A 26,107-nucleotide genomic window follows, 5' to 3' on the forward strand; every position below is an offset into this window, starting at 1 on the left:
TCCAGCATCATTCGATCACTCCGGTGACGCGAACGCGACGGCTTTGTACCGGCGCGTCCGGCTGTATCGCCTTGGCGCGCTCTGCGAGGTTCTCGTCGATACGGTTTTTCAGTGCAATCAACAGGCCGAGCACGATGAATGCACCGGGCGGCAGGATTGCCAGCAGAAACCCCTTGTAGTCGCAGAACAGGGTCAGCTGCCAGTCCGCGGCGACTGGGCCGAACAGCAGATGCATGTTGGCGAACAGCGCGCCGGTGCCGACCAGTTCGCGGACGCCACCCAGCACCACCAACACCAGCGCGAAACCCAGCCCCATCAGCAGGCCATCGAAGCCTGCAATCAGCGGGTTGTGCTTGGCGGCAAAGCCATCGGCGCGGCCGAGGATTACGCAGTTAGTGGTGATCAGCGGGATAAAGATGCCGAGAATCTGATACAGCTCATAGGTGTAGGCCTGCATCAGCAGCTCGATGCAGGTCGTCAGCGCGGCGATGATCATCACAAAAGCCGGCAGGCGCACGGCGGTGTTGACCACGCCGCGCACCAGCGACACGCCAATGTTCGAGCAGATCAGGACCAGCGCGGTGGCCAGACCGAGACCGAGGGCGTTGACCGCCGAGTTGCTGACCCCGAGCAGCGGGCAGAGCCCTAGCAACTGGACCAGTGCCGGGTTGTTTTTCCACAGGCCGTTGATGCTCAGTTCTCGGTAGCTGGGATTGCTCATGGTGTATCGCCTTTCTGCTCGGGCTGCGGGTCGGTGACCTGCAACTCGCCACGGGTCGCGGCGGCGCCTGCGCGCGAATGGGTTGTCGTTTCGGCAGGCTCCGCTGCGTTTTCCAGCGCATCTTCGGGCGCTATCGGTCTAGTTGACGCGCCGAGCAGCTCGGCCTTATGCGCGTCGAAATATTTCAGGGCTCGGTGCACCGCACCAACAACGGCGCGAGGAGTGATGGTGGCGCCAGCGAACTGGTCGAAATCACCGCCATCCTTCTTTACTGCCCAGTCGGACTCGTCGGGATTGCCCAGTGAACGGTTCTCGAAGCTGCGAATCCACGAACTCTTCGCCAGCTCGATTTTGTCGCCAAGCCCGGGTGTCTCGCGATGACCCACTACACGCACGCCGGCAACTCGTCCGTCCGTATGTACGCCGACGAGCAAATGTATCGCGCCGCTGTATCCATCCGGCGCGATGGCTTGGAGAATCACTGCGCTGGGCTTGCCATTCTTGATCGCGACATAAGCGGGCAACGGTCCCTTGGTCCCCAGCAGGGGATCATGCACAGCGACGCTGTTGTCGAGGAGCTGGTTGTCGTAGCTGTCTCTGGGCAGGATTTCGTTCAGGGCACGCAGCTGTGCGGCGCGTTCCGACGCCTGGATGCGTTCGGCGGTGAATTGCTGCAGTAGCGTCACCGCGCCCACGGTCACCACGGCGAACAGACCTAACACCAGGCTGTTCTTGAGCATTGAGCGGCTGAGTTCAGGAAGGATCATGTCATTCGCCCAGCTTGAAGCCGCGCTCGGCCTTGCGGTGGCCGTAGGTGCGCGGGCGGGTGTAGTAGTCGATGGTCGGCGCGCACAGGTTCATCAGCAGCACGGCGAACGCGACGCCGTCCGGGTAGCCACCCCAGGCGCGAATCACGTAGACCAGAATGCCGACGCCGGCTCCGAAGATCAGGCGCCCCTGGTTGCTGGTTGCGCCGCTCACCGGATCGGTGACGATGAAAAACGCGCCAAGCATGGTTGCGCCGCTAAGCAAATGAAACAAGGGAGAGCCGTGGCTATCGGAGCCAGAACCGTTCCAGAACAACAGGCTCATCAGGGCCAGCGCCGCGAGCATGCTCACCGGTGCGTGCCAGCTGAACAGCCGCTTGTGCAATAGAAACAGGCCGCCGGCAAGGAACGCCAGATTGACCACTTCTGAACCGATGCCACCGAAGTGACCAAAGGCCGGGCTGGCCCAGAGCTCGTCGATCGTCAGGCTCTTGTTCACTTTGAGTACATCGAGTGCGGTGGCCTGGGACCAGCCGTCTGGTAGCGAGGCGATGCCAAGGATGTGCTGCAGACCGTCGACCAGCCCGACGCTGTGCGGGATTGGCCAGGTTGTCATCTCGATCGGGAACGAAACCAGCACCACCACGTAACCGATCATCGCTGGGTTGAAAGGATTCTGCCCAAGACCGCCATAGAGCTGCTTGCCAAAAACGATGGCGCTGCCGGTGGCAATCAGCGTCAGCCACCAGGGTGAATAAGGAGGGAGCGCCAGCGCCAGCAGCACGGCGGTAACAAGCGCGCTGCCGTCACGCAGGAAGAACTGCACGGGGCGTTGACGCAGCTTCAAGACCAGCGCCTCGCAGCCGAGCGCCACGACAGTGGCCCAGATCAGGTTGATTAGAGTGCCTGCACCGTATAGCCAGATCAGTGCGAGCACGCCCGGCAGGGTAGCGGCCAATACCAGCAGCATGACCCGCTGGGTGCGGTTGCTGCCTTTGGTATGCGGTGAGGTGATGCGGGGCAGGGCCATTGGCTCTCCGGTCAAATGCTGTGCGGGGGACGGTGTAGCGTCTGTCGCCCTCGGATAGCTACGCTGACGGCGCAGCCATTTACGAATCAGTGTGTTCTTGCAGCTTGCGCTCGGCTTCGCTCAGGCGTGTCCGCGCGGCCTCGATGGCGCTGGTTTCGCTGTCTGTATCGCGTTCAAGCTTACGCAAGTCGGCGCGGGCGAAGGCGACGTCGGTTTTGAGCGTGCGGGTCAGGTCATCTACCGGGCGCTTGTCGTTGCGCATCAGCTCAGGAATGGGTTTGCCGGAATTCGCCTCTGCGTCATGCAATGCTTGCTCGGCGCTGGCCAGGCCGTCACGCAGCTTGCTCAGTTCGGCTTCTTCGGCACCAGCCTTCTCGGCTTTTTTGAGTTCGGCGCGCTTCATCGCCAGTTCGATCTTGGCTTTCTTCAGGGCCTCATCGCCGGCTGTCTTTGCGGCAGGCGCCGGAGTGTTTACGGTTGTCAAAGCAAGCGCTTTTTCAGCCTCGGCCAGCTGCGACTGAAGGCGGCTCAGCTCGGCATTTTGTTCTGCATCGCGGTTTTCGAGCTTCTCAAGCTTGCGAGCCTGGGCGCGAAGCATGGCGGCTTCGATCTTCGCTTTTTTCGCGGCGTCGTTGGTGGCCAGGGGCGGCGCTGTAGCAGTTTCGGCCGGCGGCGCGGCTGCATTGGCGTCATCCAACGCCTTCTGTGCGCTCATAGCAACGATGCGCAACTCGGCGACCTGTGCCTCCAGCTCCGCGGTCGCATGCACGGCGAGCTGCTTTTCGGCTTTCTTCAGTGCGACCTGCGCCATGCTGGCTTCGATCTTGAGTTTCTTCTGCTGCTCGGACAGGCCGGCTTTCTGTGCCTGAACGCGGGCGACCGGGTCGTCCTGGCTGGGCACAGAACTGGTTTCCGCTTGAGCCGCCTTGGCGCGTGCAGCGCGCTCGGCGCGGGCTTTGCGATCGGCTTCCTTTTGCTCTTCGGCCCGCCGCAAGCGCTCCTGGCGCAGTTCGAACCGTTGCTTGGAGTGCTCGGCCTTTTGCTGCTTCTGCTCCAGCGCACGAATCTCGCCCTTAGCCGAGCGGTAATACTGCACCAGCGGAATGCTCGACGGGCAGACATAGGCGCAGGCGCCGCACTCAATGCAGTCGAACAGGTTGTAGGCCCTGAGTTGTTCGTGCTCCTGCCCCAAAGCGAAGAAATGCAGCTGCTGGGGCAGCAGGCTCGCCGGACAGACCTCGGCGCACTCGCCACAACGAATGCATGGCAGGGCGGGCGGCGGTGGCGGCAGCTCGTCCAGGGTGCTGGCCAGCAGGCAATTGGTGGTCTTGACCAGCGGCACGTCCGTCGATGGCAGGGTGAAGCCCATCATCGGACCGCCCATGATCAGGCGATTGAGCTTGCTGCTGTCCAGTCCCGCAAAGGCTAATAGCTCGGCCACCGGCGTGCCGATCAGCGCTTCGACGTTCATCGGATGCGCCAGCGCTTCGCCGGTCAGTGTGGTGATTCGGGAAATCAAGGGTTTGCCGAGCAGGACTGCGTCATGAACGGCGACGCAGGTGCCGACGTTCTGGCAGAGCATGCCGATATCGGCAGGCAGGCCGCCGCTGGGAACTTCCTCGCCGGTGAGTATTTGAATGAGCTGCTTCTCACCGCCGGAAGGGTACTTGGTCGGGAAAACTTTTACCAAGTAAGGACGCTCGCCGACCGCCACCTGCACGGCAGCGATGGCTTCGGGTTTGTTGTCTTCAATGCCGATCAGCACCTGCTCCGGCTGGATCAGATGCTCAAGGATCTCGATACCGGCCACCAGCTCGGCGGCCTTTTCGCGCATCAGCAAGTCATCGGCGGTGATGTAAGGCTCGCATTCGGTGCCGTTGATGATCAGCGTGCGGATCTTCTGGCTCGACGGGGCACTCAGCTTGACCGCTGCGGGGAAGCCCGCGCCGCCCAAGCCGCTAATACCGGCCTGGCGGATGATTTCCAGCAGTTCGGCAGGCGGCAGTTGAGCGTATTCGGTGTGAGGTTGCCGCTCGATCCATTCGTCCTGACCATCGCTGTCGATGACGATGGCAGCACTCAGCATCCCCGATACATGCGGGTAGGGTTGCGGCCCGATGAAACTGACTGTGCCGGAGGTTGGTGCGTGAACCGGTGCGCTGACGAATCCAGTCGCCTCAGCGATTTTCTGTCCTTTGAGCACGCGTTCGCCGAGCTCCACGCAGGGCTCGGCCGGCGTACCCAAGTGCTGGGCGAGTGGCACGACCAACTGTGCGGGCAATGGCATCGGTTGAATCGGCGTGCGCCTGGACAGAGCCTTGCGCTCAGGCGGATGAATGCCGCCGTGAATATCCCAGACGTTCAATGAAGTCATGCAGCCTGCTCCCGGTCGCTGGCAATCAGCTGGCCTGGTGTCAGCGGTTGGTCCCACTTCCAGCTCTGCAGGTTGCCTCCAACCTCGATCATGTCGATGCAGTCCACCGGGCAGGGCTCGACGCAAAGGTCGCAACCGGTGCATTCGGAGACGATGACTGTGTGCATCTGCTTCGCCGCCCCAACGATCGCATCGACTGGGCACGCCTGAATACATTTGGTGCAGCCGATGCACTCGGCCTCGCGAATATAAGCGACGCGGGGCGGAACTTCGCCTTCGGCGGCATCGAGCGGCTCGGGCTCGACGTCGAGCAGGTCGGCCAACGCCTGGATTGTCGACTCGCCGCCCGGTGGGCATTTGTTGATCTTGTCGCCGCCGGCAATCGCTTCTGCGTAAGGCTTGCAGCCCGGATAGCCACACTGCCCACACTGGGTCTGTGGTAATAAAGCGTTGATCTGTTCGGCAATCGGATCGCCCTCGACACGAAATCGCACGGCGGCAAAGCCGAGAATCGCGCCGCATACCAGGCACAGCGCGAGCAAGGCGAGCACCGCAATCATGACCAGGCTCATAGCTTGATCAACCCGGAAAAGCCCATGAATGCCAGCGACATCAAACCGGCAGTGATCATGCCAATCGCCGCGCCCTGAAAGGATTTGGGCACGTCGGCAATCGCGATGCGCTCACGCATGGCGGCGAAAAGCACCAGCACCAGGGAAAATCCGACACCTGCTGCGAAGCCGTTCGCCGTGGCGGTAAGGAAGGTAAATTCCGACTTGTTGGCGTTAAGCAGGGCGACGCCCAAGACGATGCAGTTGGTGGTAATCAATGGCAGAAAAATGCCGAGCACGCGGTACAGCAGCGGGCTGGTCTTGTTCACTACCATTTCGGTGAACTGCACCACGACGGCAATTACTAGAATGAAGCTGATGGTGCGCAGAAATTCGAGATCCAGCGGCTCGAGCACGTATTGCTGAACCAGGTAACTGCACATCGCCGCGAGCGTCAACACGAAGGTTGTGGCCAGCGACAGGCCGATAGCGGTCTCGATCTTCTTCGATACGCCCATGAATGGGCACAGACCGAGAAACTGCACCAGCACGAAGTTGTTGACCAGAATGGCGCTAACCATGATCAGGGCGAGTTCGGTCATCGCGAGGTTCCTGAGGTGCTCTGCATGAGCCCGAGCTAAAAGGCCGCTATTATCGGGAAGCGACGGTGGCCATACAAGCCGCGGGTGCCTGCGTATGCCGCACGGGACGAGGCGGGGCGCTGACATATGTGGAAATGCACCGACTGTCCGCTCGATCGTCAGGTGGCTATTTGCTGTGGTCTTATGGAGTGAGGTCGCAGCTTTCAGGCAGAGCGGCTGTTGGAGGTGCTCGATGAAGATTCGAATCTTGGTTTTGTTGCTTGGCCTAGGGCTGGGCACCCAGGCGTACGCCGACTCGCGCGGCGGCGTATGGTTCTACCAACCGGATGGCGGTAGTTATCGCGTCGACAGTCGTTCGTATCAGTACGACCCGCGAAGCCCATATCCGCAGCATCGGCAATATCCACAAAACCTGCCGCCGCGCTACCAGGGTCAGTTGCCACCGCAGTATTACGACCGGCACCGTGGGTCTGACCGGCAACGCTGGGACAATGACCGCCGCCGAGCGATTAATCAGCTACAGGGCTCGAACAACGGCCGGCATTCGGGGTTCGATCGCTCTCAGCGCTGGAATCGCAATGATCGGAATTTCGGGCGGCCGCCGCTGGTTCGTGACGGCCGCGATTACCGGATGCATCAGCATCGCGACTTCAATAACCGAGGCTATCGTCATTAAGATGGCAGCGTCATTCTGAGCGAAACGTGATCTACCGGTTTCTCCAACGCGGGTCGCGCTTTTCCAGAAATGCATTGACGCCTTCGAGCGTGTCGTCAGCCTCGAATAGATCGACGAAGGCTTCGCGTTCTTTCGCAGCAAGGGTGGCTGGGCCGCGGGTGTGCATCGAGTCGATGAGCGGCTTGATCGCGCGCACCGCGACCGGACTCTGACGAGCCACGCGCGAGGCTAACAACAATGCATGTCCGCGGGCCTCGCCGGGCTCTACGATCTGTTCTATCAAACCGATACGCAACGCAGTATCTGCGGTAATTCGCTCGCCGCAGAGGATTATCCGCTTGGCCCAACCCTCGCCCACCAGCCAGGCGAGCGCCTGGGTGCCGCCCGCGCATGGCAGCAGGCCGACCGACGCTTCAGGCAGGCCCATTTGTGCCTGTTGTTCGGCGATGCGGATATCGCAGGCCAACGCACACTCGAGCCCGCCGCCGAGCGCGAAGCCGTTGATAGCCGCTATCGATACGCCGCGAAACTCACGCAGTGCTTCGAACGCTTCGCCGAAGCGCCTCGCCATCTCCTGCGCGCGGGTGCGGTCGCCATCGGCGAAGAGTTTGAGGTCGGCCCCCGCGCTGAAGAATTTTTCGCCCTGGCCGCTGATTACTAACGCGTAAACCTCGTCATCATGGTTCAGATGATCGACGACTTGCTTGAGACCAATGAGCGACTCACGGTCCCAGGTGTTGGCGGGCGGATGGTTGATCGTGATTAGCGCGGTATGTCCGTGCTTTTCCACTGTCAGCTTATGGGTCAGGTCGAAGACCCCGGACTTGTAAGGTTCAACTGCAGTAGTGCTCATGGTCATCTTCCTCGTCGGGGGTCAAATGCGTACTTGTCTGCATGAGATTCGCGAATGGCCTGTGCGTTTCAGGCGCTCATGGCATCTGCGCGATACGCTAGTTCAGTGGCGGTGCCTTGGCTGGTATGCGATGCGGCGTTGGGCGGGGGAGGAGGCGATTGGTGCGGTGATATGGATGCTTCCATATTCCGCGTGCAGGGGAGTCGGGCCGGCGAAACGTTAGAGTGGCACTGGGTTGTCCAGTGCCACCCTGTCTGCGGCTTATTGCAGTGCCAGTGTCTGGCCGGCTGTACGGCGCTCGGCCTGCCATTCGGCATGGGTCGGCGCGGCTTGCTCACCGGTCAGGCGATGGACGATTTCGAAGTAGTCCTGCTTGAAGCGGTCCTTGAGCACTTCCTCACGTGGCTTGACCTTGACGGCGTATACCGTCTGCACGTTCTGGTGGTCGAAGGCGCGCCATTCCTGTTCGTCTTTAAGCAGGCTGTAGCGATGGCCTTCGAGCGCCGCGATGATCTGTTCGCTATCCAGACTGCGGGCGCGGGTCGCTGCATCGGCCCACTGATAGACGATGCTGTACGCTGATGCAGCCGAGCTGGACGGGTGAGTTTGGTAGCGTTCGTCGTAATTCTCGACGAACTTCTGCCCGGCAGCCGCGCCTTCCAGCTTCGGTACCCGCCAAGTCCACGGTTCGGTGCCCAGCACGCCGCGCATAATGTCTGGGCCTGCGGTTTCGACCATGCTCAACGTCAGGTTGGGTACAGCGATTTGCATCTTCTTGTTCAAACCCAGGTCATCGGCGATCCGCATCGCTCGTACCAAGTCTTCGCCGAACAGTACCAGCGCTAAAACTTCAGCATCGCTATTGGCCGCCTGGGTCAACGCTTCGCGATAATCCGAGAGACGTGCTCCAGGAAATGCTGTCTTGAGGCCAGGATGCTTGCTCTTGTCCTGTGTACCGGTTGCCTGGCGCAGCGAGCTTTCGCTGGTATGGCCCCAGGTGTAATCGGAGGTGATATAGAAATAGCGCTTGTTCGGCAGGTTCTTGTTCAAATACTGGCCCAGCACCTGCGCGCTCATCCAGGCATTGTTGCATTCGCGAAACATGTAACGATGACCGTCCTTGCCGGTCGTGTCGTTGGAATAGGTAAGGGTGCCGAAGTAAAGCAAGCCGCGCTCTTTGGCACGTTTGCCGGCCGCGATGGCGACCGCGCTCGAGACGCCGCCAAACAGCATGGCAGCCCCTTCGTCAGCCAGCTTGTCGACGTTGGCCACGGCCTTCTCCGGTCGCGATGCAGAGTTGCGGCTGGAAAGTTTCAATGGCCGGCCCAGCACGCCGCCTTTAGCGTTGATTTCGTCGATGGCCAGCAATGCGCCGCGCATCTGCGAAAGGCCTTCTTCCTTATAGCTGCCGGTACGGGGATAGTTGAGGCCGAGGGTAATCGGGTCGGCAGCTTCAGCAGCAAGACAGAAACCCAACCCCAGAGCTAAGAGGGTAGTCCGTTTCATCGCAGGATCCTTGTTGTATTTTTTTGTTGGCGAGATGCTTTTTTTACCGTGCCCTGCGGCTATTCGTCACCCTTTAATTAGTCGTAGGCAAAGGCCTTATGTACAGGCGTGCGGCGTACGACATTTTTGAGAGAATTGTCGGCTGCAGTTGGGGCAAGAAGCAGAGGGTTGCGTGGGGGCACGCATTGACTCGTCGGTTTCCTTTCCTTAGGGTCGGCGACTCGGCGGACCAGGAAAGCGCTATGACACAAGATGACCGCGTCAAACTCGAAGCCAGCTGGAAGGCGGCCTTGCATGAAGAGTTCGAGCAGCCATACATGAAGGAATTGGGCGCGTTTCTGCGGCGCGAGAAAGCGGCAGGGAAAGTCATCTATCCGCCGGGGCCGCTGATTTTCAATGCGCTGAATTCGACACCGCTGGAGCAGGTCCGGGTGGTCATTCTCGGGCAAGACCCCTATCACGGCCCCGGGCAGGCGCACGGGTTATGCTTTTCGGTGCAGCCGGGTGTGGCGCCACCGCCGTCACTACAAAACATCTTCAAGGAGCTAAAACGCGACCTGAATCTGGCTATTCCTCGCCATGGCTATCTGCAGCATTGGGCAGATCAGGGCGTGCTGATGCTCAATACGTCGCTCACCGTGGAACAAGGGGCGGCGGGGTCACATGCGAAGATGGGCTGGCAACGCCTGACCGACAGAATCATCGAAGTGGTGAGCGAGCAACGGCCAAACGTGGTGTTCATGCTCTGGGGCGCGCATGCGCAGAGTAAGGCCAAACTGATCGATCCGACCAAGCATCTACTGCTTAAGTCGGTACATCCGTCGCCTCTGTCGGCGCATAGAGGTTTTATTGGTAACGGTCATTTCAGTCGGGCTAATCAGTTTTTAAAGCAGCAAGGCCTGGTGCCGATCGGCTGGGAATTGCCGGCCGAAGTTTGACACCTGGCGCCGTGCAGGCGGCGCCAGGTGCCGCCGCCTTATTGCTGTTTCCCGCCGTGCTTGGAAGCAAGCTCTTTGGCATGCTGCAGATGCTGCTCAAGCTCCTGCAAAGTCGATTCGGCAAACTGCTTGAGCTCGGCATTCTCGCCATTCTGCGCATATTCGCGATACAGCTCGATAGTCTGCTCGTGAGCGACAACCTGGTTGTTAGCATAGGCTTCATCGAAATTCTCGCCGTCACGCAGCTTTAGAATCATGGCCTTGGCCTTGTCCATCAACATGGCTTCGTCAGACATCTCAAGGTCTTCGTGCTGCCCGGCCAGTTCGGCAAGTTTCTGATTCGACTTGGTGTGGTCATCGATCATTTTCTGGGCGAATGTCTTGACGTCCTCAGAGGTGCCTTTATCCAGCGCAAGCTTGGCAGTTTCGATTTCCGCCATGCCCTTCGCAGAGGCCTCGTCAACGAAGTTCTCACCTTCGGCTGCCAGCGCAAAGTTTGCGGCTACACCAAATAACAATGCAGCGGTACCCGATAAAAATGCTTTGGTTGTGCGAGTCATCTTGTTCTCCTTCATCTAACCGGCAAGCTTGTGCGGCGCCGAAGGCATGGCCATGGGTGCACTAGCGAGGATGCGGCAGGAACGCCGTCTATTTTGTGACTGGAGTGCGCAATAGCGGTTCCATGCACCCGGCGAGCGGTCGAGAAGGGGGCAGGGCGAGCGGGTGCTGAGCGGCACCCGCGAAGGGTTATTGCAGCATGCTCATGGCCGCGTCCATGGCCGCCGACAGGTCTTCGTCTTCCTGCAGTAGGGAGTTCGGATCGATCCCTAGTTTGGCGAACGCGGGAATCTGGTTCCAATCCAGCTGCGTATAGGGGTGCGATGTACCGCTGTAGCTCTGCAGGGTCGCCACTTGGACGATATCCACGTAGTCGGCCTTATCCGACACGCGAGAAAAATTAAGGTGCTGGCCAGGAACCGTGGCGATCGAGTCTGGAAATTCCCAGGTACGCAAAATTTTCTCGCCGATGATTGGATGGATCCGGTCGATCACATGGTTGAGGCTGATTGAATCGCTTAGCAGCGCACTGTGTTCTTCGGCGTAGGTCAGGATCGGCAGTATACCGATTTGGTGCACGAGCCCGGCCAGTGTCGCCTGATCAGCGGGAAGGCGTGTGAAGTTGCGGCAAAGAACATGGCTGATAGCGGCAATCTCGGTGCTTTTGTTCCAAACTTCACGCATTTTACGGTCCACCACGTCGGTGGTGGCCTGGAACATCTGCTCCATGGCGAGGCCGGTTGCCAGGTTCGAGGTGTAGTTGATGCCAAGACGACTGATCGCCATCTGCAGATCGTTGATTTCCCGATTGGTACGCAGTAAAGGGCTGTTGACGACCTTGATGATGCGAGCGGTAAGGGCGGTGTCGTTGCCGATCACCTTGGCCAGCATCGGAATGCTCACGTCTGGATCTTCCGCTGCCTCGCGGACACGTAGTGCTACTTCCGGAAGTGTCGGCAGGACCAGTTCGTCATTTTCAATCGCTCGCATCAATTCTTGTTGGACTTTATCGGCAATGCTGCTCATGTCGTTCCTTAATATTCTGTGTTGGGCGTGGCAGGCAATGGCTAGCGCTGGATTTCTCTGGCCGCGTCTAGCATGTATGGCAGATCGAGCAAGGTCAGCGGCAGGCCGTCTGGTGAGCCGAGGAATATTCGACCGTCTGCAGCGGCGTCCTCCTGCAGCACGGCAAGCAGTTCCAATGCACCGTCGACGCTTGCCGCTAGGACCACTTCGCCCACGCTGGAGCCATGAACGGGTGAATACAGCTCTAGCCCTGGAGCGGGCAGTTCCGCCTCGGCATTTTCAGCGGCAAGCCGATGCAGGCGGCGCTTCAGTTTGCCGAGATACTGCATCCGCGCAACGATTTCCTGGCCGGTATAGCAGCCTTTTTTGAAGCTGACGCCACCCAGCGCCTGAAGGTTGATCATTTGCGGAATGAACAGGTCCCGGGTACCGGTGACGACCTGTCCGATCCCCGCGCGAATCTGTGCCATTAGCCAATGTTCAAGCGGTGCTTCGGGAAGCTGGGCGCTGAGCCGCAAGCGGATGGTTTCGGCGTCTACCGCACGGACCCAGAGCTCTGCACGACCATCCGGAAGGCGGATGGCGATCAGTCCGTGGGCGGTGACCATCCTGTCGGCTTCTGGCGGAAGATCCAGGCCGAGGTTGACCAGAACGCCATCGCCTGCATTGAGCCCGAAGCGGACCCATTCGGTGCTCTCGTCATACAGTTTGGATTTTGAGAATGCCGCATATTTGGTCAGGTCCGCGAGTTGCGTTTGCACCAGCTCGCGTTCCATGGCCAACAGATAGCCTTCGCCCTCCGGCAGGATGCGGAAACTCGACTGCATGCGTCCTTTAGGGGTGCAGCGTGCGCCGAGGCTCGAATGCTGGGCGTCGAGGTAATTGAGGTTGCAGGTCAGTTGTCCCTGCAGGAACTTGCTGGCGTCCGGGCCGCGTACGGCCAGAACGCCCTCATGCGACAGGACGCAGAAAAAAGCAGTGTCGGTCATGACTGGTCGCCGTGAAAATTCCGGACGGGCATCATAGCAGGGCATTGGCAAAACACAGCGTGCGCCAGGTGCCACTCTGCTCTGGCTTGCTGACAGACGTGCCGGCCCGCTGCGCCACCCGTTATAATGCCGGGCTTCAACTCAGGAGCATTTGCATGGTCGAACAATCCGAACTCAATCGCCTGTTCTGGCAGAGCCGCCGCGGCATGCTCGAACTGGACGTCCTGTTGGTGCCCTTCGTTAAAGAGGTTTACCCGCAACTGGATGAAGAAGACCAGCGCCGCTACCGCAAGTTGTTGAGCTGCGAGGACCAGGACATGTTTGGCTGGTTCATGGAGCGCTCCGAGCCCGATGACGAAGATCTGCGCTACATCGTTCGGATGATTCTCGATCGTGTCCAGCCCAAGTAACCAGACATTCGAATGCCGCTGGCAGGCTTCGAGCCTGTTGTTGGCACTCTATGTGACGGTGCTGCTAGCGGCCATCGTTACCCTGTTGGCGCTGCCAATCCCGTTCTGGTTTCAATCTCTCAGTTTGCTGCTTTGCCTGCTGCATGCTGGCTGGGCGATACCTTCTCGCATCCTGCTTTCCCGCGATTCGTCCTGGCTCGGCTTGCGCCAGGATCAGCAGGGTTGGTCGCTATGGAGTCGGCGTGCTGGCTGGCAACCCGTCCAGCTGCGCCCTGACAGTCTCGCGTTGCCGCTGGCTGTAGTGCTGCGCTTCAAGGTGCCAGGCGAATGGCTCGTTCGTGGGATCTGCATTCCCCGAGGCTCGATGCCGCCCGAACAGCATCGGCGCCTACGGGTCAGGTTGAAGTTCAGTCGCCGTAGGTGGGCGGCACCAGAATAGTATCCACCGCATCGGGCAACTGCTCAGGGTAATCCAGGGTGTAGTGCAGTCCTCGGCTTTCCTTGCGCTGCATCGCTGAACGGATCATCAGCTCCGCTACCATGGCTAGATTCCGCAGCTCGATCAGGTCGCGGCTGACTTTGTAATTGCTATAGAACTCGTCGATCTCACCAAGCAGCAAGCGCACCCGATGCTGTGCGCGCATGAGTCGCTTGTTGGTTCGGACGATACCGACGTAATCCCACATGAACCGTCGCAGCTCGTCCCAGTTATGAGCAATGATCACGTCCTCGTCCGAATCGGTGACCTGGCTGGCGTCCCAGGTCGGTAGGTTGCCTGGCGCTTCTATATCCGGCAGCTCGCTGAGCATATGTTGGGCGGCTGATTGGGCATAGACGAAGCATTCCAGCAGCGAGTTACTGGCCATGCGGTTGGCGCCGTGCAACCCGGTAAAACTGGTTTCGCCAATTGCGTAGAGCCCTGGTATATCGGTCCTGCCGGACTGATCGACGACAACGCCGCCACAGGTGTAGTGAGCTGCGGGTACTACTGGAATCGGCTCGCGTGTGATGTCGATGCCGAACTCCAGGCATCGCTCGTAGACCGTGGGAAAATGGCTCTTGATGAATTCCGTAGGCTTGTGGCTGATGTCCAGATAAACGCAATCGACACCTAGTCGCTTCATCTCGTGGTCTATCGCTCTGGCAACGATATCTCGCGGAGCCAGCTCAGCACGAGCATCGAAGCGCGGCATGAAACGTTCGCCATCAGGCAACTTGAGCAAGGCGCCTTCGCCACGTAATGCCTCGGTGATAAGGAAGCTCTTTGCCTTAGGGTGGTAAAGGCAGGTGGGGTGGAACTGGTTGAATTCCAGATTGCCGACCCGGCAGCCCGCGCGCCAGGCAATGGCGATGCCGTCGCCGCACGCGCCGTCCGGGTTACTAGTGTAGAGATACACCTTGGCGGCTCCGCCGGTCGCTAGAACGACGAATTTCGCTTGAAATGTATCCACTTCGCCAGTGCCTCGGTTCAGCACGTAAGCGCCAAGGCAGCGCTTGCCGCTCAAGCCTAGCTTGCGCTCGGTGATCAGATCGACGGCGACGCGCTGGTGCAACAGATCGATATTACGTCGGTCCTGAGCGCGTGCAAGCAGCGTATTAAAGATCGCTGCGCCGGTGGCATCGGCTGCATGGATGATGCGGCGGTGGCTATGCCCGCCTTCACGTGTCAGGTGATACTCGAAGCTGCCATCCTCCCGATCCGCTTCATCTTTGGTGAAGGGAACGCCTTGTTCGATCAACCATTGAATGGCTTCGCGACTGTGTTCGACCGTGAAGCGCACGGCTTCTTCCTTGCACAGCCCGCCGCCCGCGATGAGTGTGTCGACGACATGGGATTCAACCGTGTCGGTGGTGTCCAGCACTGCAGCGACGCCGCCTTGAGCCCAGTACGTCGATCCGTTGGCCAGGTCACCTTTGCTCAGTACCGCGACGCGGAGGTCGGTCGGTAGGTTGAGTGCCAGCGTCAAGCCAGCGGCGCCACTGCCGATGACAAGAACGTCGTACTGATAATGTTGGCTCATTTCGGATCTCGCATTGAAGATGACCCTAGTATATAGAGTGCTTCCCCCTGCAAAATAGCAGCCCATGTCTTATGTGGCTGATGCCTTGGAACTTTTTTTGCAAGTCCGTCTCTATACACAGTTGTGGATGCAAGCCGGCTGGCCATCAATGCGTGGGCGGCTGGTTTTTGCTGTGGATACCAGTAGAACGTTGTCGAAACGATCTGTTTTGCGGCGTTGCTTGCCAGTGCCGTCAGGTGTGTTGCAGGAAAGCTTGCTTGGAGGGGGAGAACTTTTGTGTAAAGCCCGGGTCTATTCTGGCAGGTCAGCTCGCTGGCGAGCGCAGCACTCCTTCCAGGTCATGGAGGAGTGTTTATGCTAACCCAGGAGCAGGACCAGCAACTGGTCGAACGAGTGCAGCGGGGAGACAAAAGGGCTTTTGATCTGTTGGTACTAAAGTATCAGCATAAGATTCTTGGGTTGATCGTACGCTTCGTACATGATTCTCACGAAGCTCAGGATGTTGCGCAGGAAGCCTTTATCAAAGCCTACCGTGCGCTGGCGAATTTTCGCGGGGACAGCGCCTTTTATACCTGGCTGTACCGCATCGCCATCAACACGGCGAAAAATCATTTGGTGGCCCGAGGACGGCGGCCGCCTGACAGCGATGTCAGTTCCGAAGATGCGGAGTTCTATGAAGGTGATCACGCCCTCAAGGACATCGAGTCGCCGGAGCGCGCGCTTCTAAGGGACGAAATAGAAGACACAGTTCATAGAACTATCCAGCAACTACCAGAAGATTTGCGTACGGCTCTAACACTGCGTGAATTTGATGGTCTTAGTTATGAAGACATTGCAAACGTCATGCAGTGTCCGGTGGGTACGGTCCGCTCACGGATATTCCGGGCGCGGGAAGCCATCGATAAAGCATTGCAACCTTTGTTGCATGAATCCTGAGACAGCGGCGACAGCCAAGAGAGGAACCGCCATGAGTCGTGAAGCCCTGCATGAATCGCTGTCCGCGGTGATGGATAACGAAGCGGACGAGTTGGAATTACGTCGAGTGCTTGCTGCAGACGGCGACACCGAAATGCGATCGACTTGGTCGCGTTATCAAATTGCTCGTGCCGCAATGCACAAGGAGTTGGTCGAGCCTCGTCTGGATATTGCCTCGGCGGTGTCGGCTGCCTTGGCTGACGAGCCCGTCATTACTGCGGTTAAGCCACAGCGTTTTGCTTGGCGCAACCTGGGGCGTCTGGCCGTTGCAGCTTCGGTTACCGTAGCGGTGCTAGCTGGTGTGCGCCTGTACAATCAGAGCGAAGTCGCTGGTCCGCAGGTCGCGCAGCAGGCCGCTCAGCCTAGCATTGCGGTGCCGCAGGCCAATCAAGGGCCAGCTGTGTTGGCTGGCTATAGTGAAAATGCTGGTGCGCCGGAAGCTCAGACGGCGAGTGCCCAGGTGCCCGTCGAAGGGTGGCATGAACAGCGTTTGCCGGCGTACGTCCGCCAGCACGCACAGCAGGCCGCTTTCGGTAGTGGCTCTGAAAGCGCGCTGCCTTATGCTCGTGCTGCCAGCATGGAAGATCGTTAAGGAACAACATGCGTGTAATACCGCTGTGTGTGGTACTCGGAGGCTGGCTATCAATGCCGGCCTTTGCTGCTGATGCTGAAGACTGGATGCAACGTCTTGCGGCGGCTGAAAAAAAAACAGAGCTACCTCGGCACCTTCGTGTATGAGCGCAACGGTAGTTTTTCCAGCCATGCCGTCTGGCAGCTTGTCGATGATCAGAAGCTGCGCGAGCGTTTGCTGCAACTGGACGGTCCGCCAGCAGAGGTTTCGTTGGTGGATGGCAAGGTTCAGTGCGCCAGTGAGGATTTAGCATCTCAAGTCCGTGATGCCCAGTCTCGGCGTCACCAGCAGTTCGATCCGAACGTACTCTCCAAGTGGTACGACTTTCAGGTCATTGGTGAGTCGCGAGTTGCCGGGCGACCCACCGTAGCACTGGCTATTCGGCCGAAAGATCAGCACCGTTACGGTTTCGAACTGCACTTAGATCGCGAAACGGCATTGCCGCTCAAGTCTCTGCTGCTCGATGAGAACGGCCAATTGTTCGAGCGCTTCCAGTTCACCCATTTCTCTCCAGGTTCAGTTCAGCTCACCGACGTCCAGGCTGGGTCGGCATGCAAGCCTGTTTCATTGAATGCGGAGCGTGAATCGAAAGTACCGAAATGGCACTCTGACTGGCTTCCGATGGGTTTCCAGTTGCTCGACTCGAACGTTCGCCCCAGTCCAGCTTCCGACGAGTCGGTGGCTTGGCTCTCTTATGGTGACGGACTCGCTCGTTTTTCGGTGTTCCTGGAGCCGCTACGCGGGGCTGTAGTTGAAGATGCACGCAGCCAGATGGGACCAACGGTGGCGGTGTCCAAGCGCATTTCCACAGCCGGCGGTGATGTGATGGTGACGGTCGTTGGCGAGATTCCACTGGGTACCGCTGAGCGAGTCGCGCTGTCGATGCGGTCCGGGGCCGAACAGGCGTCGCGATGATTGAAGAGCCTGGGCGCGTGATCGCTGTAGAGCCTGGGGCTGTTTGGGTTGAGACGCAACGTAACAGTACCTGTTCAGGCTGTTCCGCCAGGAACGGTTGTGGCCAAAGGCTGATGGACCGTCTTGGCGTTCGCGAGCGACGCGAGCTGATATGCGCGGTATCCAATCTTCAGCTTCGTGTGGGTGATTTGGTCGTCGTCGGTATCCGTGAGGACGCGTTGCTGCGTGGCGCCATCCTTGTTTATCTTTTTCCGCTGGTTGTGCTGTTTGCCTCGGCGCTTATTGCTACGAAGCTTTCGGTAGCAGAGCCGTACGTGATACTTGCCGGGCTTGGGGGATTTCTGTTTTCTTGGCTGATCGTGCGTAAGCGCAGCCAGCGAACTGCAGGCGATCCAGGTTTGCAGCCAGTTGTGTTGCGCGCATTGCCGGTGGGCTCTGCGGCAGGTGGTCGGGTGGGTTTGTTTTCATCAAGGGAGAATGATTTTGAAGGTTCAACGGAATAGCTGCTTTGCTCTTGTCGCTGCACTGTATTTTCTAGGGCAGGTCGCGGTGGCTAATGCGCAGTTACCCGATTTCACGCCCCTGGTTGAAAGCGCCTCGCCTGCAGTAGTCAATATCAGCACCAAGCAAAAAGTGCAGACTCGTGCCGCCAGCCCGCACATGCCGGATCTCGAAGGACTGCCCCCAATCTTTCGAGAGTTCTTTGAACACGGCATTCCGGAAATGCCGGGCCAGGATCAGCGGCGCGAGGCGCAGTCGCTAGGCTCCGGCTTTATCATTTCGGCCGATGGTTATGTGTTGACCAATAACCATGTTGTTGCCGATGCAGACGAAATAATTGTTCGCTTGCCGGATCGCAGTGAACTGGAAGCAACACTGGTCGGTGCTGATCCTCGTACCGACGTGGCATTGCTAAAAATCGAAGCTACCGGTTTGCCGACGGTTAGGCTGGGAACGTCCAGTGCGTTGAAGGTCGGTGAGTGGGTACTGGCAATTGGTTCGCCGTTCGGCTTCGACCACACCGTAACGGCGGGTATTGTCAGTGCGACCGGGCGCAACCTTCCAAACGAAAGTTATGTTCCCTTCATTCAAACCGATGTCGCGATCAATCCCGGTAATTCGGGCGGGCCGCTGTTTAATCTGCAGGGCGAAGTGATCGGCATCAACTCGCAGATATTTACACGGTCGGGCGGTTTTATGGGCCTGTCGTTTGCTATTCCAATCGATGTCGCCTTAGACGTTTCAGATCAGTTACGAACTGACGGAAAAGTCAGTCGTGGCTGGCTGGGTGTGGTCATACAGGAGGTCAATCGAGACTTGGCCGAATCGTTCGGGCTTGAGCGCCCGGCGGGCGCTCTGGTCGCTCAAGTGATGGACGGCGGCCCTGCAGCTCAGGGCGGTCTGCGCGTGGGCGACGTGATCCTTAGTGTCAATGACAATGTCATTGACATGTCTGCCGACCTGCCGCATTTGATCGGCGCGATCAAGCCGAACACCAAGGCTAAGCTTGGCATCGTTCGCGATGGCGACCGCGAGACGTTGACCGTCACGATCGGCGCATTGCCGGAAGAGGGCGAGGAGTTAGCGGCAACAGGCGGTCGCGCAGAAAAAAGCAGCAATCGGCTGGGCGTCAAGGTGTCGGAATTAACTGCCGAGCAAAAGAGCAGCCTGGACTTGCCTGGTGGCGTGGTAATCACCGAGGTATTGAGTGGTCCGGCCGCGATGATCGGCCTGCGACCGGGTGATGTAATTACGCATTTGAACAATCAGGCGATCGACTCTGCCTCGACCTTCGGCCGCGTTGCGGAGCAACTGCCGAAGAATCGGTCGGTTTCCATGCGGGTATTGCGTCAAGGAAGAGCGAGCTTCATCACGTTCAAGCTTGCGGAGTAAAGCGATTGGGTAAAGAAGCGGCCTCCGGGCCCTCTTTTTTTGTTCTGAAGGATTGTTTTCGCTGGCGTGGTTCACGGACCTGCTGGGTTGGGTTCTGAGGCGGCGTGGCGCTGAATAGACCGATCAGGTACACTTTGCGGCTATTTTCGGCGGGCAGTCAGCTCGCGGCATATTCGAGTGTTTAGCTGTGAGCGACCTGAGTCATATCCGCAATTTCTCCATCATCGCGCACATCGATCATGGCAAGTCGACCCTGGCTGACCGTTTCATCCAGATGTGTGGTGGTCTGACCGAGCGTGAAATGAACGCGCAGGTGCTGGATTCGATGGATCTCGAGCGTGAAAGAGGCATCACCATCAAGGCGCATAGCGTCACGCTTTACTACAAAGCTAGGGACGGCAAAACCTACCAGCTAAATTTCATTGACACCCCGGGACACGTGGATTTCACCTATGAGGTGAGCCGTTCGTTGGCGGCCTGTGAAGGTGCGCTGTTGGTCGTCGATGCAGGTCAGGGAGTCGAGGCTCAATCGGTTGCCAACTGCTATACGGCGATCGAACAGGGCCTGGAAGTGATGCCTGTCCTGAACAAGATGGACTTGCCCCAGGCCGACCCCGACAAAGTAAAGGACGAAATCGAGCACATCATTGGTATAGATGCTACCGATGCCGTCGCTTGCAGTGCCAAGAGCGGCATGGGTGTGGACGATGTCTTGGAGCGCCTGGTGGAAGTCATCCCGCCGCCAACGGGCGAAATTGATGCGCCGTTGCAGGCGCTGATCATCGATTCCTGGTTCGACAATTATCTGGGCGTTGTCTCGCTCGTGCGGGTCCGTCATGGTCGGATCAAGAAGGGCGACAAGGTTCTGGTCAAGTCCACCGGGAAGACGCATCAGGTCGACAGCGTCGGCGTATTCAACCCGAAACACACCAGTACGGCCGATCTCAAGGCTGGCGAAGTAGGCTTCATCATCGCTGGCATAAAAGACATCCATGGTGCTCCGGTGGGTGACACGCTGACGCTCTCCAATACACCGGACGTCGAGATGCTTCCCGGCTTCAAGCGGGTCAAGCCACAGGTCTATGCCGGCTTGTTTCCGGTCAGCTCCGACGACTTCGAAGATTTCCGTGAAGCGCTACAGAAGCTCACGCTAAACGATGCCGCCCTACAATACGAGCCTGAAAGCTCCGACGCGCTGGGCTTCGGCTTCCGCATCGGTTTCCTTGGCATGCTGCACATGGAAATCATCCAGGAACGGCTCGAGCGGGAATACGATCTCGACTTGATAACGACCGCGCCAACGGTGGTCTATGAGCTTGCGCTGAAGAATGGCGACACGCTGTACGTTGACAGTCCGTCCAAGCTTCCCGACTTGTCCTCTATCGAAGATATGCGAGAGCCCATTGTGCGGGCCAACATTCTGGTGCCGCAGGAGCACCTAGGCAGCGTTATCACGCTGTGTATTGAGAAGCGTGGCGTGCAGAAGGATTTGCAGTTTCTAGGAACACAGGTGCAGGTGCGTTATGACTTGCCCATGAGCGAAGTGGTTCTGGATTTTTTTGATCGGCTGAAGTCGGTCAGCCGCGGTTACGCCTCTCTGGATTACAGCTTCGAATGCTTCCAATCGGCCAACCTGACCCGCCTGGACATTCTGATCAACGGGGACAAGGTCGATGCGCTGGCGCTGATCGTGCATCGCGACAATGCACATTACAAAGGCCGCATGCTGGTCGAGAAAATGAAGGAGCTCATTCCCCGGCAGATGTTCGACGTGGCGATCCAGGCGGCTATTGGTGGCCAGATCGTTGCGCGAAGCACTGTAAAGGCGTTGCGCAAGAATGTCCTGGCCAAGTGTTACGGCGGTGACGTAAGCCGCAAGCGCAAGTTGCTGGAAAAGCAGAAGGCCGGCAAGAAGCGCATGAAGCAGGTCGGCAATGTTGAAATCCCGCAAGAAGCTTTCCTCGCGGTGCTGAAGGTAGATAGCTGATATGTCGATCAATTTTCCGCTGTTGCTGGTAATTGCCGTTGCGGTATGCGGTTTTCTAACGCTTGTCGATATGGTGTTTTTCGCACCTCGCCGCCGGGCTGCAATAGCCAACTATGAAGGTCGCACTGGCGGCGAGCCTGATCAATCGACGCTAGATGCGCTGAACAAAGAACCGGTTCTGATCGAGTACGGCAAATCTTTCTTTCCTGTGCTGGCTATCGTGCTGGTGTTGCGCTCGTTTCTTATCGAGCCGTTTCAGATTCCGTCCGGTTCGATGATCCCGACACTCGAGGTGGGTGATTTTATCCTGGTCAATAAGTTCGCCTATGGCATCCGTCTGCCGGTAGTCGATATGAAGATCATCGACGTCAGCGATCCGCAGCGCGGCGATGTAATGGTGTTTCGTTATCCGAGCGACCCGAACATCAATTACATCAAGCGCGTCATTGGCCTTCCGGGTGATGTGATTCGCTATAGCAGCAATAAGCGTTTGAGCATAAATGGCAAGCCGGTTCCCGAAATGCTCATTGGCGAGGAGCCGGGTAGCTTGGGTAGTGCCAAGCTGTATCAGGAAAAGCTGGGCGAAGTGGAGCATCTGATTCGCAAGGAAATGGGCCGTTATCGAGTCGAACCTGACCGCGAATGGCGCGTCCCGGAAGGCCACTACTTCATGATGGGCGACAACCGCGATAACTCCAATGACAGTCGCTACTGGCACGATGCGGCGATTCCCGCCGACCTGGCTGGCATGGTTCCGGACCGCAACATCGTCGGCAAAGCGTTTGCCATATGGATGAGCTGGCCAGATCCGAAATTCAGCAACCTGCCAAACTTTTCGCGAGTCGGGCTGATTCACTGAGTCTGTGAATCAGGGCCCGGTTCTCCTGGCCCGGCTCGCTATATTTAAGCAACCCGATCGGTGGGTAACGTACGACATAGAGGTCGACATGAGTTTTGCTCGTTCGCAAAAAGGGCTGTCCATGCTGAGCTGGATCATGGTGCTTGCGCTGGTGGCGTTCTTTGCCAGTACTGCATTCAAGATGCTGCCGCACTACTTTGACTATATGTCCATGGACAAGATCATCAGCGCAGTGGAAAGTGACCAAGCCACGGAGGTCCGCACGGTGCGTGACTTCTATAGCCATGTGCGCAAGGGAATGGATGTGAATGGCATTCGTGACCTTGATCTCGAAGAGGCGATGAAGGTCGTGATTGAAAACAATGAGTTCAAGGTCAACCTGAACTACGAAAAACGCGAGCCCCTGATCCGAAACCTAGATCTGGTGGCGAACTTCGATAAAGAATATCGCCTAAGGATGCCGTGAGCACTTCGTTAGCCCGTCTTGAGCGCAAGCTCGGATATCAATTCAAGGATCAGGAGCTGATGCTTCTGGCCCTGACGCATCGCAGCTATGCCGGACGCAACAATGAGCGTTTGGAGTTTCTCGGTGATGCCATTCTCAACTTCATCGCCGGCGAGGCGCTGTTCACCCACTTTCCGCAAGCCAAGGAAGGGCAGCTGTCCCGCCTGCGTTCACGCCTGGTCAAGGGCGAGACCCTGGCGGTGCTCGCTCGCGGCTTTGAGCTCGGCGAGTACTTGCGCCTCGGCTCGGGTGAGCTGAAGAGCGGCGGTTTCCGTCGCGAATCCATTCTCGCCGACACACTTGAGGCACTGATCGGTGCCATTTATCTGGACGCTGGCATGGAGGCCGCACGCGACCGCGTGCTCGCCTGGCTCGCCAACGAACTGGAAGGACTGACGCTGGTCGACACCAATAAGGATCCGAAAACCCGTTTGCAGGAATTTCTCCAATCGCGTGCCTGCGAGCTGCCGAAATATGAAGTGGTCGCCATTCAGGGGGATCCGCATTGCCGAACGTTCTTCGTTGAGTGCCAGGTGTCGCTGCTCAACGAGAAAACGCAAGGGCAGGGTGCCAGCCGGCGTATTGCCGAACAGGTTGCCGCTGCCTCGGCACTGATCGCCTTGGGCGTGGAGAATGGTAATGACTGATGTGCGTGTAGAAGACGATGCCGTAAGCCGCTGTGGTTATGTGGCAATTGTGGGCCGTCCCAATGTTGGCAAGTCGACGTTGCTCAACCACGTCCTCGGACAGAAGCTTGCGATTACATCACGCAAGCCTCAGACCACGCGCCACAACATGCTTGGGATAAAGACCGAGGGTGCCGTCCAGGCCGTCTACGTCGATACGCCCGGTCTGCACAAGAACGGCGAGACCGCCCTCAATCGCTATATGAACCGCACCGCGTCCTCTGCATTGAAGGATGTCGATGTGGTGGTTTTCGTTGTCGATCGAACGCGCTGGACCGATGAGGACCAATTGGTGCTCGAACGCGTGCAATACGTCGAAGGTCCGGTGATCGTTGCGGTGAACAAGACCGATCGCGTCGAGGACAAGGGTGAGCTATTGCCGCATTTCGAGTGGCTGGCGCAGCAATTGCCAAAAGCCGAGATCGTGCCGATATCAGCCCAACACGGGCAAAATCTCGATGTATTCGAGAAACTAGTGGCCTCGCATCTGCCCGAAGGCGAGCATTTCTTTCCAGAAGATCAGATCACTGATCGCAGCAGCCGCTTTCTGGCAGCCGAGCTGGTACGGGAAAAGATCATGCGGCAGCTCGGTGCCGAAGTGCCCTACCAAATCACCGTCGAGATCGAGGATTTCAAGCAGCAAGGGCATGTGCTGCATATCCACGCGTTGATCTTGGTCGAGCGCGACGGACAGAAAAAAATCATCATCGGCGACAAGGGTGAGCGCATTAAGCGCATCGGTCAGGAAGCGCGCAAAGACATGGAAGTGCTGTTCGATTCCAAGGTCATGCTCAACCTTTGGGTGAAGGTGAAGAGCGGCTGGTCCGACGACGAGCGTGCTTTGCACTCGCTGGGATACAGCTGAATAAGCAGCGACAAGCTCCAAGGAGCTCAAGCTGAGCGAAGCTTTTTAAGCTTTGACATCCAGTCTCCAGTCTGAATCCCATGACCAGCCAAACCGCCTTCGTCCTGCACAGTCGCCCCTATCGCGAGAGCAGCGCCCTGGTGGATTTCTTTACACCGCAGGGGCGGCTGCGGGCGGTGTTGCGCGGTGCGCGAGGCAAGGCGGGCACTCTGGCTCGGCCTTTCGTGCCGCTCGAGGTTGAGTTTCGTGGGCGTGGCGAGCTGAAGACTGTGGGGCGGTTGGAAAGTGCCGGCCTGGCTTTCTGGCTCGACGGCAACGCGCTGTTCAGCGGCATGTATCTAAACGAACTACTGATCCGCCTGCTTCCTGCTGAAGATGCCCATCCCGCAATGTTCGAACACTACGCCGCGACTTTGCCGGCGCTGGCGGCCAAGCGTCCGCTGGAGCCAATTCTGCGCTCGTTCGAGTGGCGACTGTTGACTGAGCTCGGCTATGGTTTCGCCTTGGATAAGGATATCGCTGGCCAGCCGATTGCCAGCGATGGGCTCTATCGCCTGTTGCCCGATGCCGGGTTGGAACCGGTGGGTCAGTTTCAGCCGGGGCTGTTCAACGGCGCGGAACTGCTTGCAATGGCCGAAGTTGACTGGAGCTTGCCAGGGGCGCTGGCGGCAGCGAAACGATTGATGCGCCAGGCGCTGGCGCCACACCTAGGTGGCCGACCGTTGGTCAGCCGCGAACTGTTCATGAACTTGAAGGAGGCCCCACGTGACTGAAGCCAATCGAATCCTGCTCGGCGTCAACGTCGATCACGTCGCCACCCTGCGCCAAGCGCGCGGCACGCGCTATCCCGACCCGGTCAAAGCCGCGCTGGATGCCGAAGAGGCGGGTGCAGACGGCATCACGGTCCACCTGCGTGAAGATCGCCGGCATATTCAGGAACGCGATGTGCTGATGATGAAAGACGCCCTGCAGACGAGGATGAACTTCGAGATGGGCGTCACTGAGGCGATGTTGACTTTCGCCGAGCAATTACGCCCGGAGCATGTTTGCCTTGTGCCAGAGACGCGTCAGGAGCTCACTACCGAAGGCGGACTCGACGTGGCCGGACAGGAGTCTCGTATTCGGGATGCGGTCGATCAGCTGGCCGCCTGCGGTGCAGAAGTTTCGTTGTTCATCGACGCCGATCCGCGCCAGATCGAAGCTGCCGCACGCATCGGCGCTCCGGCCATCGAGTTGCATACCGGGCGCTATGCCGATGCGCATAGCGTGGCCGAACGTGCCAGTGAGCTGGCGCGAATTCGTGAAGGTGTCGAGTCAGGCCTTGGCCACGGGTTGATTGTCAATGCAGGCCATGGGCTGCATTACCACAATGCCGAGGCGATCGCCGCGATCCGTGGGCTCAACGAGCTGAACATCGGGCACGCCATCGTCGCCCACGCGCTGTTTGTTGGCTTCAAGCAGGCCGTCAAGGAAATGAAGCACCTCATCCTGGCCGCGGCAGCTCGCGGCTGACAAGCGTGGCGATCTGTTCACGGCGGGTCGCCTAGCTAGCGTCTGAACAGGTTCAACAGAATCGTCAACACCACGCTCAGGATCGCCATCGAGGTGATCGGGATGAAGGTCCTACTGCGTTCTGATTCGATGCGGATGTCGCCCGGCAGCTTGCCGAACCAACTCAGCAGCCCCGGCGCATAGTGAAGGGCAACGCCGAGCAGGAGTAGTACCACACCTGCATACATCAGCCACTTTGTCATTCCGTCTCCCGAAAA

General features: G+C 58.5%; 28 protein-coding genes and 1 pseudogene. 16 read left to right on the forward strand and 13 right to left on the reverse strand.

The genetic code is table 11. The features are described from left to right. Window positions 1–7 precede the first annotated feature (7 nt). From NAV33_RS14985 to rsxA, 6 genes are all read right to left on the reverse strand, one after another. Window positions 8–721, reverse strand: a complete 714-nt coding sequence (locus NAV33_RS14985; protein ID WP_255981415.1) for an electron transport complex subunit E — start codon at window positions 719–721, stop codon at window positions 8–10. Next, a complete protein-coding gene (gene rsxG / locus NAV33_RS14990) occupies window positions 718–1,488 on the reverse strand; it encodes an electron transport complex subunit RsxG (RefSeq protein WP_255981417.1) in 771 nt (256 codons plus the stop codon). Before rsxG ends, NAV33_RS14985 begins: the two co-directional genes overlap by 4 nt. 1 nt (window position 1,489) lies before the next feature. Then, window positions 1,490–2,518, reverse strand: a complete 1,029-nt coding sequence (gene rsxD, locus NAV33_RS14995; RefSeq protein ID WP_255981419.1) for an electron transport complex subunit RsxD — start codon at window positions 2,516–2,518, stop codon at window positions 1,490–1,492. A 79-nt stretch (window positions 2,519–2,597) separates the two neighbouring features. Further along, a complete protein-coding gene (rsxC, locus tag NAV33_RS15000) occupies window positions 2,598–4,892 on the reverse strand; it encodes an electron transport complex subunit RsxC (protein ID WP_255981421.1) in 2,295 nt (764 codons plus the stop codon). After that, complete coding sequence (gene rsxB / locus NAV33_RS15005) at window positions 4,889–5,464, reverse strand: electron transport complex subunit RsxB (protein WP_255981423.1); 576 nt, start codon at window positions 5,462–5,464, stop codon at window positions 4,889–4,891. The genes rsxC and rsxB overlap by 4 nt, the downstream gene beginning before the upstream one ends. Continuing rightward, a complete protein-coding gene (gene rsxA, locus NAV33_RS15010) occupies window positions 5,461–6,045 on the reverse strand; it encodes an electron transport complex subunit RsxA (RefSeq protein ID WP_255981425.1) in 585 nt (194 codons plus the stop codon). The genes rsxB and rsxA overlap by 4 nt, the downstream gene beginning before the upstream one ends. A 232-nt stretch (window positions 6,046–6,277) precedes the next feature. On the opposite strand from rsxA, the gene NAV33_RS15015 reads away from it, so the two are divergent. Further along, window positions 6,278–6,721, forward strand: coding sequence for a hypothetical protein (locus NAV33_RS15015; RefSeq protein ID WP_255981427.1), 444 nt, complete (start codon window positions 6,278–6,280; stop codon window positions 6,719–6,721). Between the two features lie 31 nt (window positions 6,722–6,752). On the opposite strand, the gene NAV33_RS15020 is transcribed toward NAV33_RS15015, so the two are convergent. Then, a complete protein-coding gene (locus NAV33_RS15020) occupies window positions 6,753–7,574 on the reverse strand; it encodes an enoyl-CoA hydratase (RefSeq protein ID WP_255981429.1) in 822 nt (273 codons plus the stop codon). A gap of 261 nt (window positions 7,575–7,835) precedes the next feature. Next, the gene (locus NAV33_RS15025) at window positions 7,836–9,080 is read right to left on the reverse strand and encodes an ABC transporter substrate-binding protein (RefSeq protein WP_255981431.1); all 1,245 of its coding nucleotides are present in this window, start codon (window positions 9,078–9,080) and stop codon (window positions 7,836–7,838) included. 242 nt (window positions 9,081–9,322) lie between these two features. Here NAV33_RS15025 and ung point away from each other — a divergent pair, with 242 nt between their 5' ends. Further along, window positions 9,323–10,018 carry a uracil-DNA glycosylase gene (gene ung, locus NAV33_RS15030; RefSeq protein WP_255981646.1) on the forward strand — a complete coding sequence of 232 codons (696 nt, stop codon included), beginning with the start codon at window positions 9,323–9,325 and terminating at the stop codon, window positions 10,016–10,018. A gap of 38 nt (window positions 10,019–10,056) precedes the next feature. Here ung and NAV33_RS15035 read toward each other — a convergent pair whose 3' ends face one another. The 3 genes from NAV33_RS15035 to NAV33_RS15045 form a co-directional block, all read right to left on the reverse strand. After that, window positions 10,057–10,578: a DUF4142 domain-containing protein gene (locus tag NAV33_RS15035; RefSeq protein ID WP_255981433.1), complete on the reverse strand. Its 522-nt coding sequence runs from the start codon at window positions 10,576–10,578 to the stop codon at window positions 10,057–10,059. A gap of 187 nt (window positions 10,579–10,765) precedes the next feature. Continuing rightward, entirely contained in the window at window positions 10,766–11,602 is an 837-nt protein-coding gene (locus tag NAV33_RS15040) for an HDOD domain-containing protein (protein WP_255981435.1), read from the reverse strand. 41 nt (window positions 11,603–11,643) lie between these two features. After that, on the reverse strand, window positions 11,644–12,591 hold the full coding sequence (locus tag NAV33_RS15045; RefSeq protein WP_255981437.1) for a YgfZ/GcvT domain-containing protein: 948 nt from the start codon (window positions 12,589–12,591) through the stop codon (window positions 11,644–11,646). Window positions 12,592–12,746: 155 nt separating this feature from the next. On the opposite strand from NAV33_RS15045, the gene NAV33_RS15050 reads away from it, so the two are divergent. Together NAV33_RS15050 and NAV33_RS15055 are read left to right on the forward strand one after the other, a co-directional pair. Further along, window positions 12,747–13,001, forward strand: coding sequence for a succinate dehydrogenase assembly factor 2 (locus tag NAV33_RS15050; RefSeq protein ID WP_255981439.1), 255 nt, complete (start codon window positions 12,747–12,749; stop codon window positions 12,999–13,001). Further along, on the forward strand, window positions 12,985–13,440 hold the full coding sequence (locus NAV33_RS15055; protein ID WP_255981441.1) for a protein YgfX: 456 nt from the start codon (window positions 12,985–12,987) through the stop codon (window positions 13,438–13,440). Before NAV33_RS15050 ends, NAV33_RS15055 begins: the two co-directional genes overlap by 17 nt. On the opposite strand, the gene nadB is transcribed toward NAV33_RS15055, so the two are convergent. Further along, entirely contained in the window at window positions 13,409–15,022 is a 1,614-nt protein-coding gene (gene nadB, locus NAV33_RS15060) for an L-aspartate oxidase (RefSeq protein WP_255981443.1), read from the reverse strand. The two genes, NAV33_RS15055 and nadB, sit on opposite strands and share 32 nt — an antisense overlap. Window positions 15,023–15,376: 354 nt before the next feature. On the opposite strand from nadB, the gene rpoE reads away from it, so the two are divergent. The 12 genes and pseudogenes from rpoE to pdxJ all read left to right on the forward strand — a co-directional run bounded on the left by rpoE (window position 15,377) and on the right by pdxJ (window position 25,850). Next, on the forward strand, window positions 15,377–15,958 hold the full coding sequence (gene rpoE, locus NAV33_RS15065) for an RNA polymerase sigma factor RpoE (protein ID WP_019342233.1): 582 nt from the start codon (window positions 15,377–15,379) through the stop codon (window positions 15,956–15,958). A gap of 31 nt (window positions 15,959–15,989) precedes the next feature. Continuing rightward, window positions 15,990–16,589, forward strand: coding sequence for a sigma-E factor negative regulatory protein (locus NAV33_RS15070; RefSeq protein WP_255981446.1), 600 nt, complete (start codon window positions 15,990–15,992; stop codon window positions 16,587–16,589). An 8-nt stretch (window positions 16,590–16,597) separates the two neighbouring features. Further along, window positions 16,598–17,543 (forward strand): annotated as a pseudogene (locus NAV33_RS15075) (MucB/RseB C-terminal domain-containing protein). Then, on the forward strand, window positions 17,540–18,046 hold the full coding sequence (locus NAV33_RS15080; RefSeq protein ID WP_255981448.1) for a SoxR reducing system RseC family protein: 507 nt from the start codon (window positions 17,540–17,542) through the stop codon (window positions 18,044–18,046). Before NAV33_RS15075 ends, NAV33_RS15080 begins: the two are co-directional and overlap by 4 nt. Then, window positions 18,021–19,436, forward strand: a complete 1,416-nt coding sequence (locus NAV33_RS15085; RefSeq protein ID WP_255981450.1) for a DegQ family serine endoprotease — start codon at window positions 18,021–18,023, stop codon at window positions 19,434–19,436. Before NAV33_RS15080 ends, NAV33_RS15085 begins: the two co-directional genes overlap by 26 nt. A gap of 187 nt (window positions 19,437–19,623) precedes the next feature. Beyond that, window positions 19,624–21,423, forward strand: coding sequence for a translation elongation factor 4 (gene lepA / locus NAV33_RS15090; RefSeq protein WP_255981452.1), 1,800 nt, complete (start codon window positions 19,624–19,626; stop codon window positions 21,421–21,423). Window position 21,424: 1 nt separating this feature from the next. Next, complete coding sequence (lepB, locus tag NAV33_RS15095; RefSeq protein WP_255981454.1) at window positions 21,425–22,282, forward strand: signal peptidase I; 858 nt, start codon at window positions 21,425–21,427, stop codon at window positions 22,280–22,282. 88 nt (window positions 22,283–22,370) lie between these two features. Next, window positions 22,371–22,748: a DUF4845 domain-containing protein gene (locus NAV33_RS15100; protein WP_255981456.1), complete on the forward strand. Its 378-nt coding sequence runs from the start codon at window positions 22,371–22,373 to the stop codon at window positions 22,746–22,748. Continuing rightward, window positions 22,745–23,434, forward strand: a complete 690-nt coding sequence (gene rnc, locus NAV33_RS15105) for a ribonuclease III (RefSeq protein ID WP_255981459.1) — start codon at window positions 22,745–22,747, stop codon at window positions 23,432–23,434. The genes NAV33_RS15100 and rnc overlap by 4 nt, the downstream gene beginning before the upstream one ends. Next, window positions 23,427–24,338, forward strand: a complete 912-nt coding sequence (era, locus tag NAV33_RS15110) for a GTPase Era (RefSeq protein WP_255981461.1) — start codon at window positions 23,427–23,429, stop codon at window positions 24,336–24,338. Before rnc ends, era begins: the two co-directional genes overlap by 8 nt. 80 nt (window positions 24,339–24,418) lie before the next feature. Then, entirely contained in the window at window positions 24,419–25,111 is a 693-nt protein-coding gene (gene recO, locus NAV33_RS15115; RefSeq protein ID WP_255981462.1) for a DNA repair protein RecO, read from the forward strand. Continuing rightward, window positions 25,104–25,850: a pyridoxine 5'-phosphate synthase gene (gene pdxJ / locus NAV33_RS15120; RefSeq protein ID WP_255981463.1), complete on the forward strand. Its 747-nt coding sequence runs from the start codon at window positions 25,104–25,106 to the stop codon at window positions 25,848–25,850. The genes recO and pdxJ overlap by 8 nt, the downstream gene beginning before the upstream one ends. 35 nt (window positions 25,851–25,885) lie before the next feature. Here pdxJ and NAV33_RS15125 read toward each other — a convergent pair whose 3' ends face one another. Continuing rightward, on the reverse strand, window positions 25,886–26,092 hold the full coding sequence (locus tag NAV33_RS15125) for a DUF2905 domain-containing protein (RefSeq protein ID WP_255981464.1): 207 nt from the start codon (window positions 26,090–26,092) through the stop codon (window positions 25,886–25,888). Window positions 26,093–26,107: the final 15 nt, after the last annotated feature.

The sequence above is a fragment of the Stutzerimonas stutzeri genome, assembly GCF_024448715.1.
GTDB classification, from domain to species: Bacteria; Pseudomonadota; Gammaproteobacteria; order Pseudomonadales; family Pseudomonadaceae; genus Stutzerimonas; species Stutzerimonas stutzeri_AR.

Bases quoted from the DNA above. Each gene is read 5' to 3' on its own strand.
- NAV33_RS14985 (WP_255981415.1), bottom strand. From the start codon at position 721: ATGAGCAATCCCAGCTACCGAGAACTGAGCATCAACGGCCTGTGGAAA.
- rsxG (WP_255981417.1), bottom strand. From the start codon at position 1,488: ATGATCCTTCCTGAACTCAGCCGCTCAATGCTCAAGAACAGCCTGGTG.
- rsxD (WP_255981419.1), bottom strand. From the start codon at position 2,518: ATGGCCCTGCCCCGCATCACCTCACCGCATACCAAAGGCAGCAACCGC.
- rsxC (WP_255981421.1), bottom strand. From the start codon at position 4,892: ATGACTTCATTGAACGTCTGGGATATTCACGGCGGCATTCATCCGCCT.
- rsxB (WP_255981423.1), bottom strand. From the start codon at position 5,464: ATGAGCCTGGTCATGATTGCGGTGCTCGCCTTGCTCGCGCTGTGCCTG.
- rsxA (WP_255981425.1), bottom strand. From the start codon at position 6,045: ATGACCGAACTCGCCCTGATCATGGTTAGCGCCATTCTGGTCAACAAC.
- NAV33_RS15015 (WP_255981427.1), top strand. From the start codon at position 6,278: ATGAAGATTCGAATCTTGGTTTTGTTGCTTGGCCTAGGGCTGGGCACC.
- NAV33_RS15020 (WP_255981429.1), bottom strand. From the start codon at position 7,574: ATGAGCACTACTGCAGTTGAACCTTACAAGTCCGGGGTCTTCGACCTG.
- NAV33_RS15025 (WP_255981431.1), bottom strand. From the start codon at position 9,080: ATGAAACGGACTACCCTCTTAGCTCTGGGGTTGGGTTTCTGTCTTGCT.
- ung (WP_255981646.1), top strand. From the start codon at position 9,323: ATGACACAAGATGACCGCGTCAAACTCGAAGCCAGCTGGAAGGCGGCC.
- NAV33_RS15035 (WP_255981433.1), bottom strand. From the start codon at position 10,578: ATGACTCGCACAACCAAAGCATTTTTATCGGGTACCGCTGCATTGTTA.
- NAV33_RS15040 (WP_255981435.1), bottom strand. From the start codon at position 11,602: ATGAGCAGCATTGCCGATAAAGTCCAACAAGAATTGATGCGAGCGATT.
- NAV33_RS15045 (WP_255981437.1), bottom strand. From the start codon at position 12,591: ATGACCGACACTGCTTTTTTCTGCGTCCTGTCGCATGAGGGCGTTCTG.
- NAV33_RS15050 (WP_255981439.1), top strand. From the start codon at position 12,747: ATGGTCGAACAATCCGAACTCAATCGCCTGTTCTGGCAGAGCCGCCGC.
- nadB (WP_255981443.1), bottom strand. From the start codon at position 15,022: ATGAGCCAACATTATCAGTACGACGTTCTTGTCATCGGCAGTGGCGCC.
- rpoE (WP_019342233.1), top strand. From the start codon at position 15,377: ATGCTAACCCAGGAGCAGGACCAGCAACTGGTCGAACGAGTGCAGCGG.
- NAV33_RS15070 (WP_255981446.1), top strand. From the start codon at position 15,990: ATGAGTCGTGAAGCCCTGCATGAATCGCTGTCCGCGGTGATGGATAAC.
- NAV33_RS15080 (WP_255981448.1), top strand. From the start codon at position 17,540: ATGATTGAAGAGCCTGGGCGCGTGATCGCTGTAGAGCCTGGGGCTGTT.
- NAV33_RS15085 (WP_255981450.1), top strand. From the start codon at position 18,021: ATGATTTTGAAGGTTCAACGGAATAGCTGCTTTGCTCTTGTCGCTGCA.
- lepB (WP_255981454.1), top strand. From the start codon at position 21,425: ATGTCGATCAATTTTCCGCTGTTGCTGGTAATTGCCGTTGCGGTATGC.
- NAV33_RS15100 (WP_255981456.1), top strand. From the start codon at position 22,371: ATGAGTTTTGCTCGTTCGCAAAAAGGGCTGTCCATGCTGAGCTGGATC.
- era (WP_255981461.1), top strand. From the start codon at position 23,427: ATGACTGATGTGCGTGTAGAAGACGATGCCGTAAGCCGCTGTGGTTAT.
- recO (WP_255981462.1), top strand. From the start codon at position 24,419: ATGACCAGCCAAACCGCCTTCGTCCTGCACAGTCGCCCCTATCGCGAG.
- NAV33_RS15125 (WP_255981464.1), bottom strand. From the start codon at position 26,092: ATGACAAAGTGGCTGATGTATGCAGGTGTGGTACTACTCCTGCTCGGC.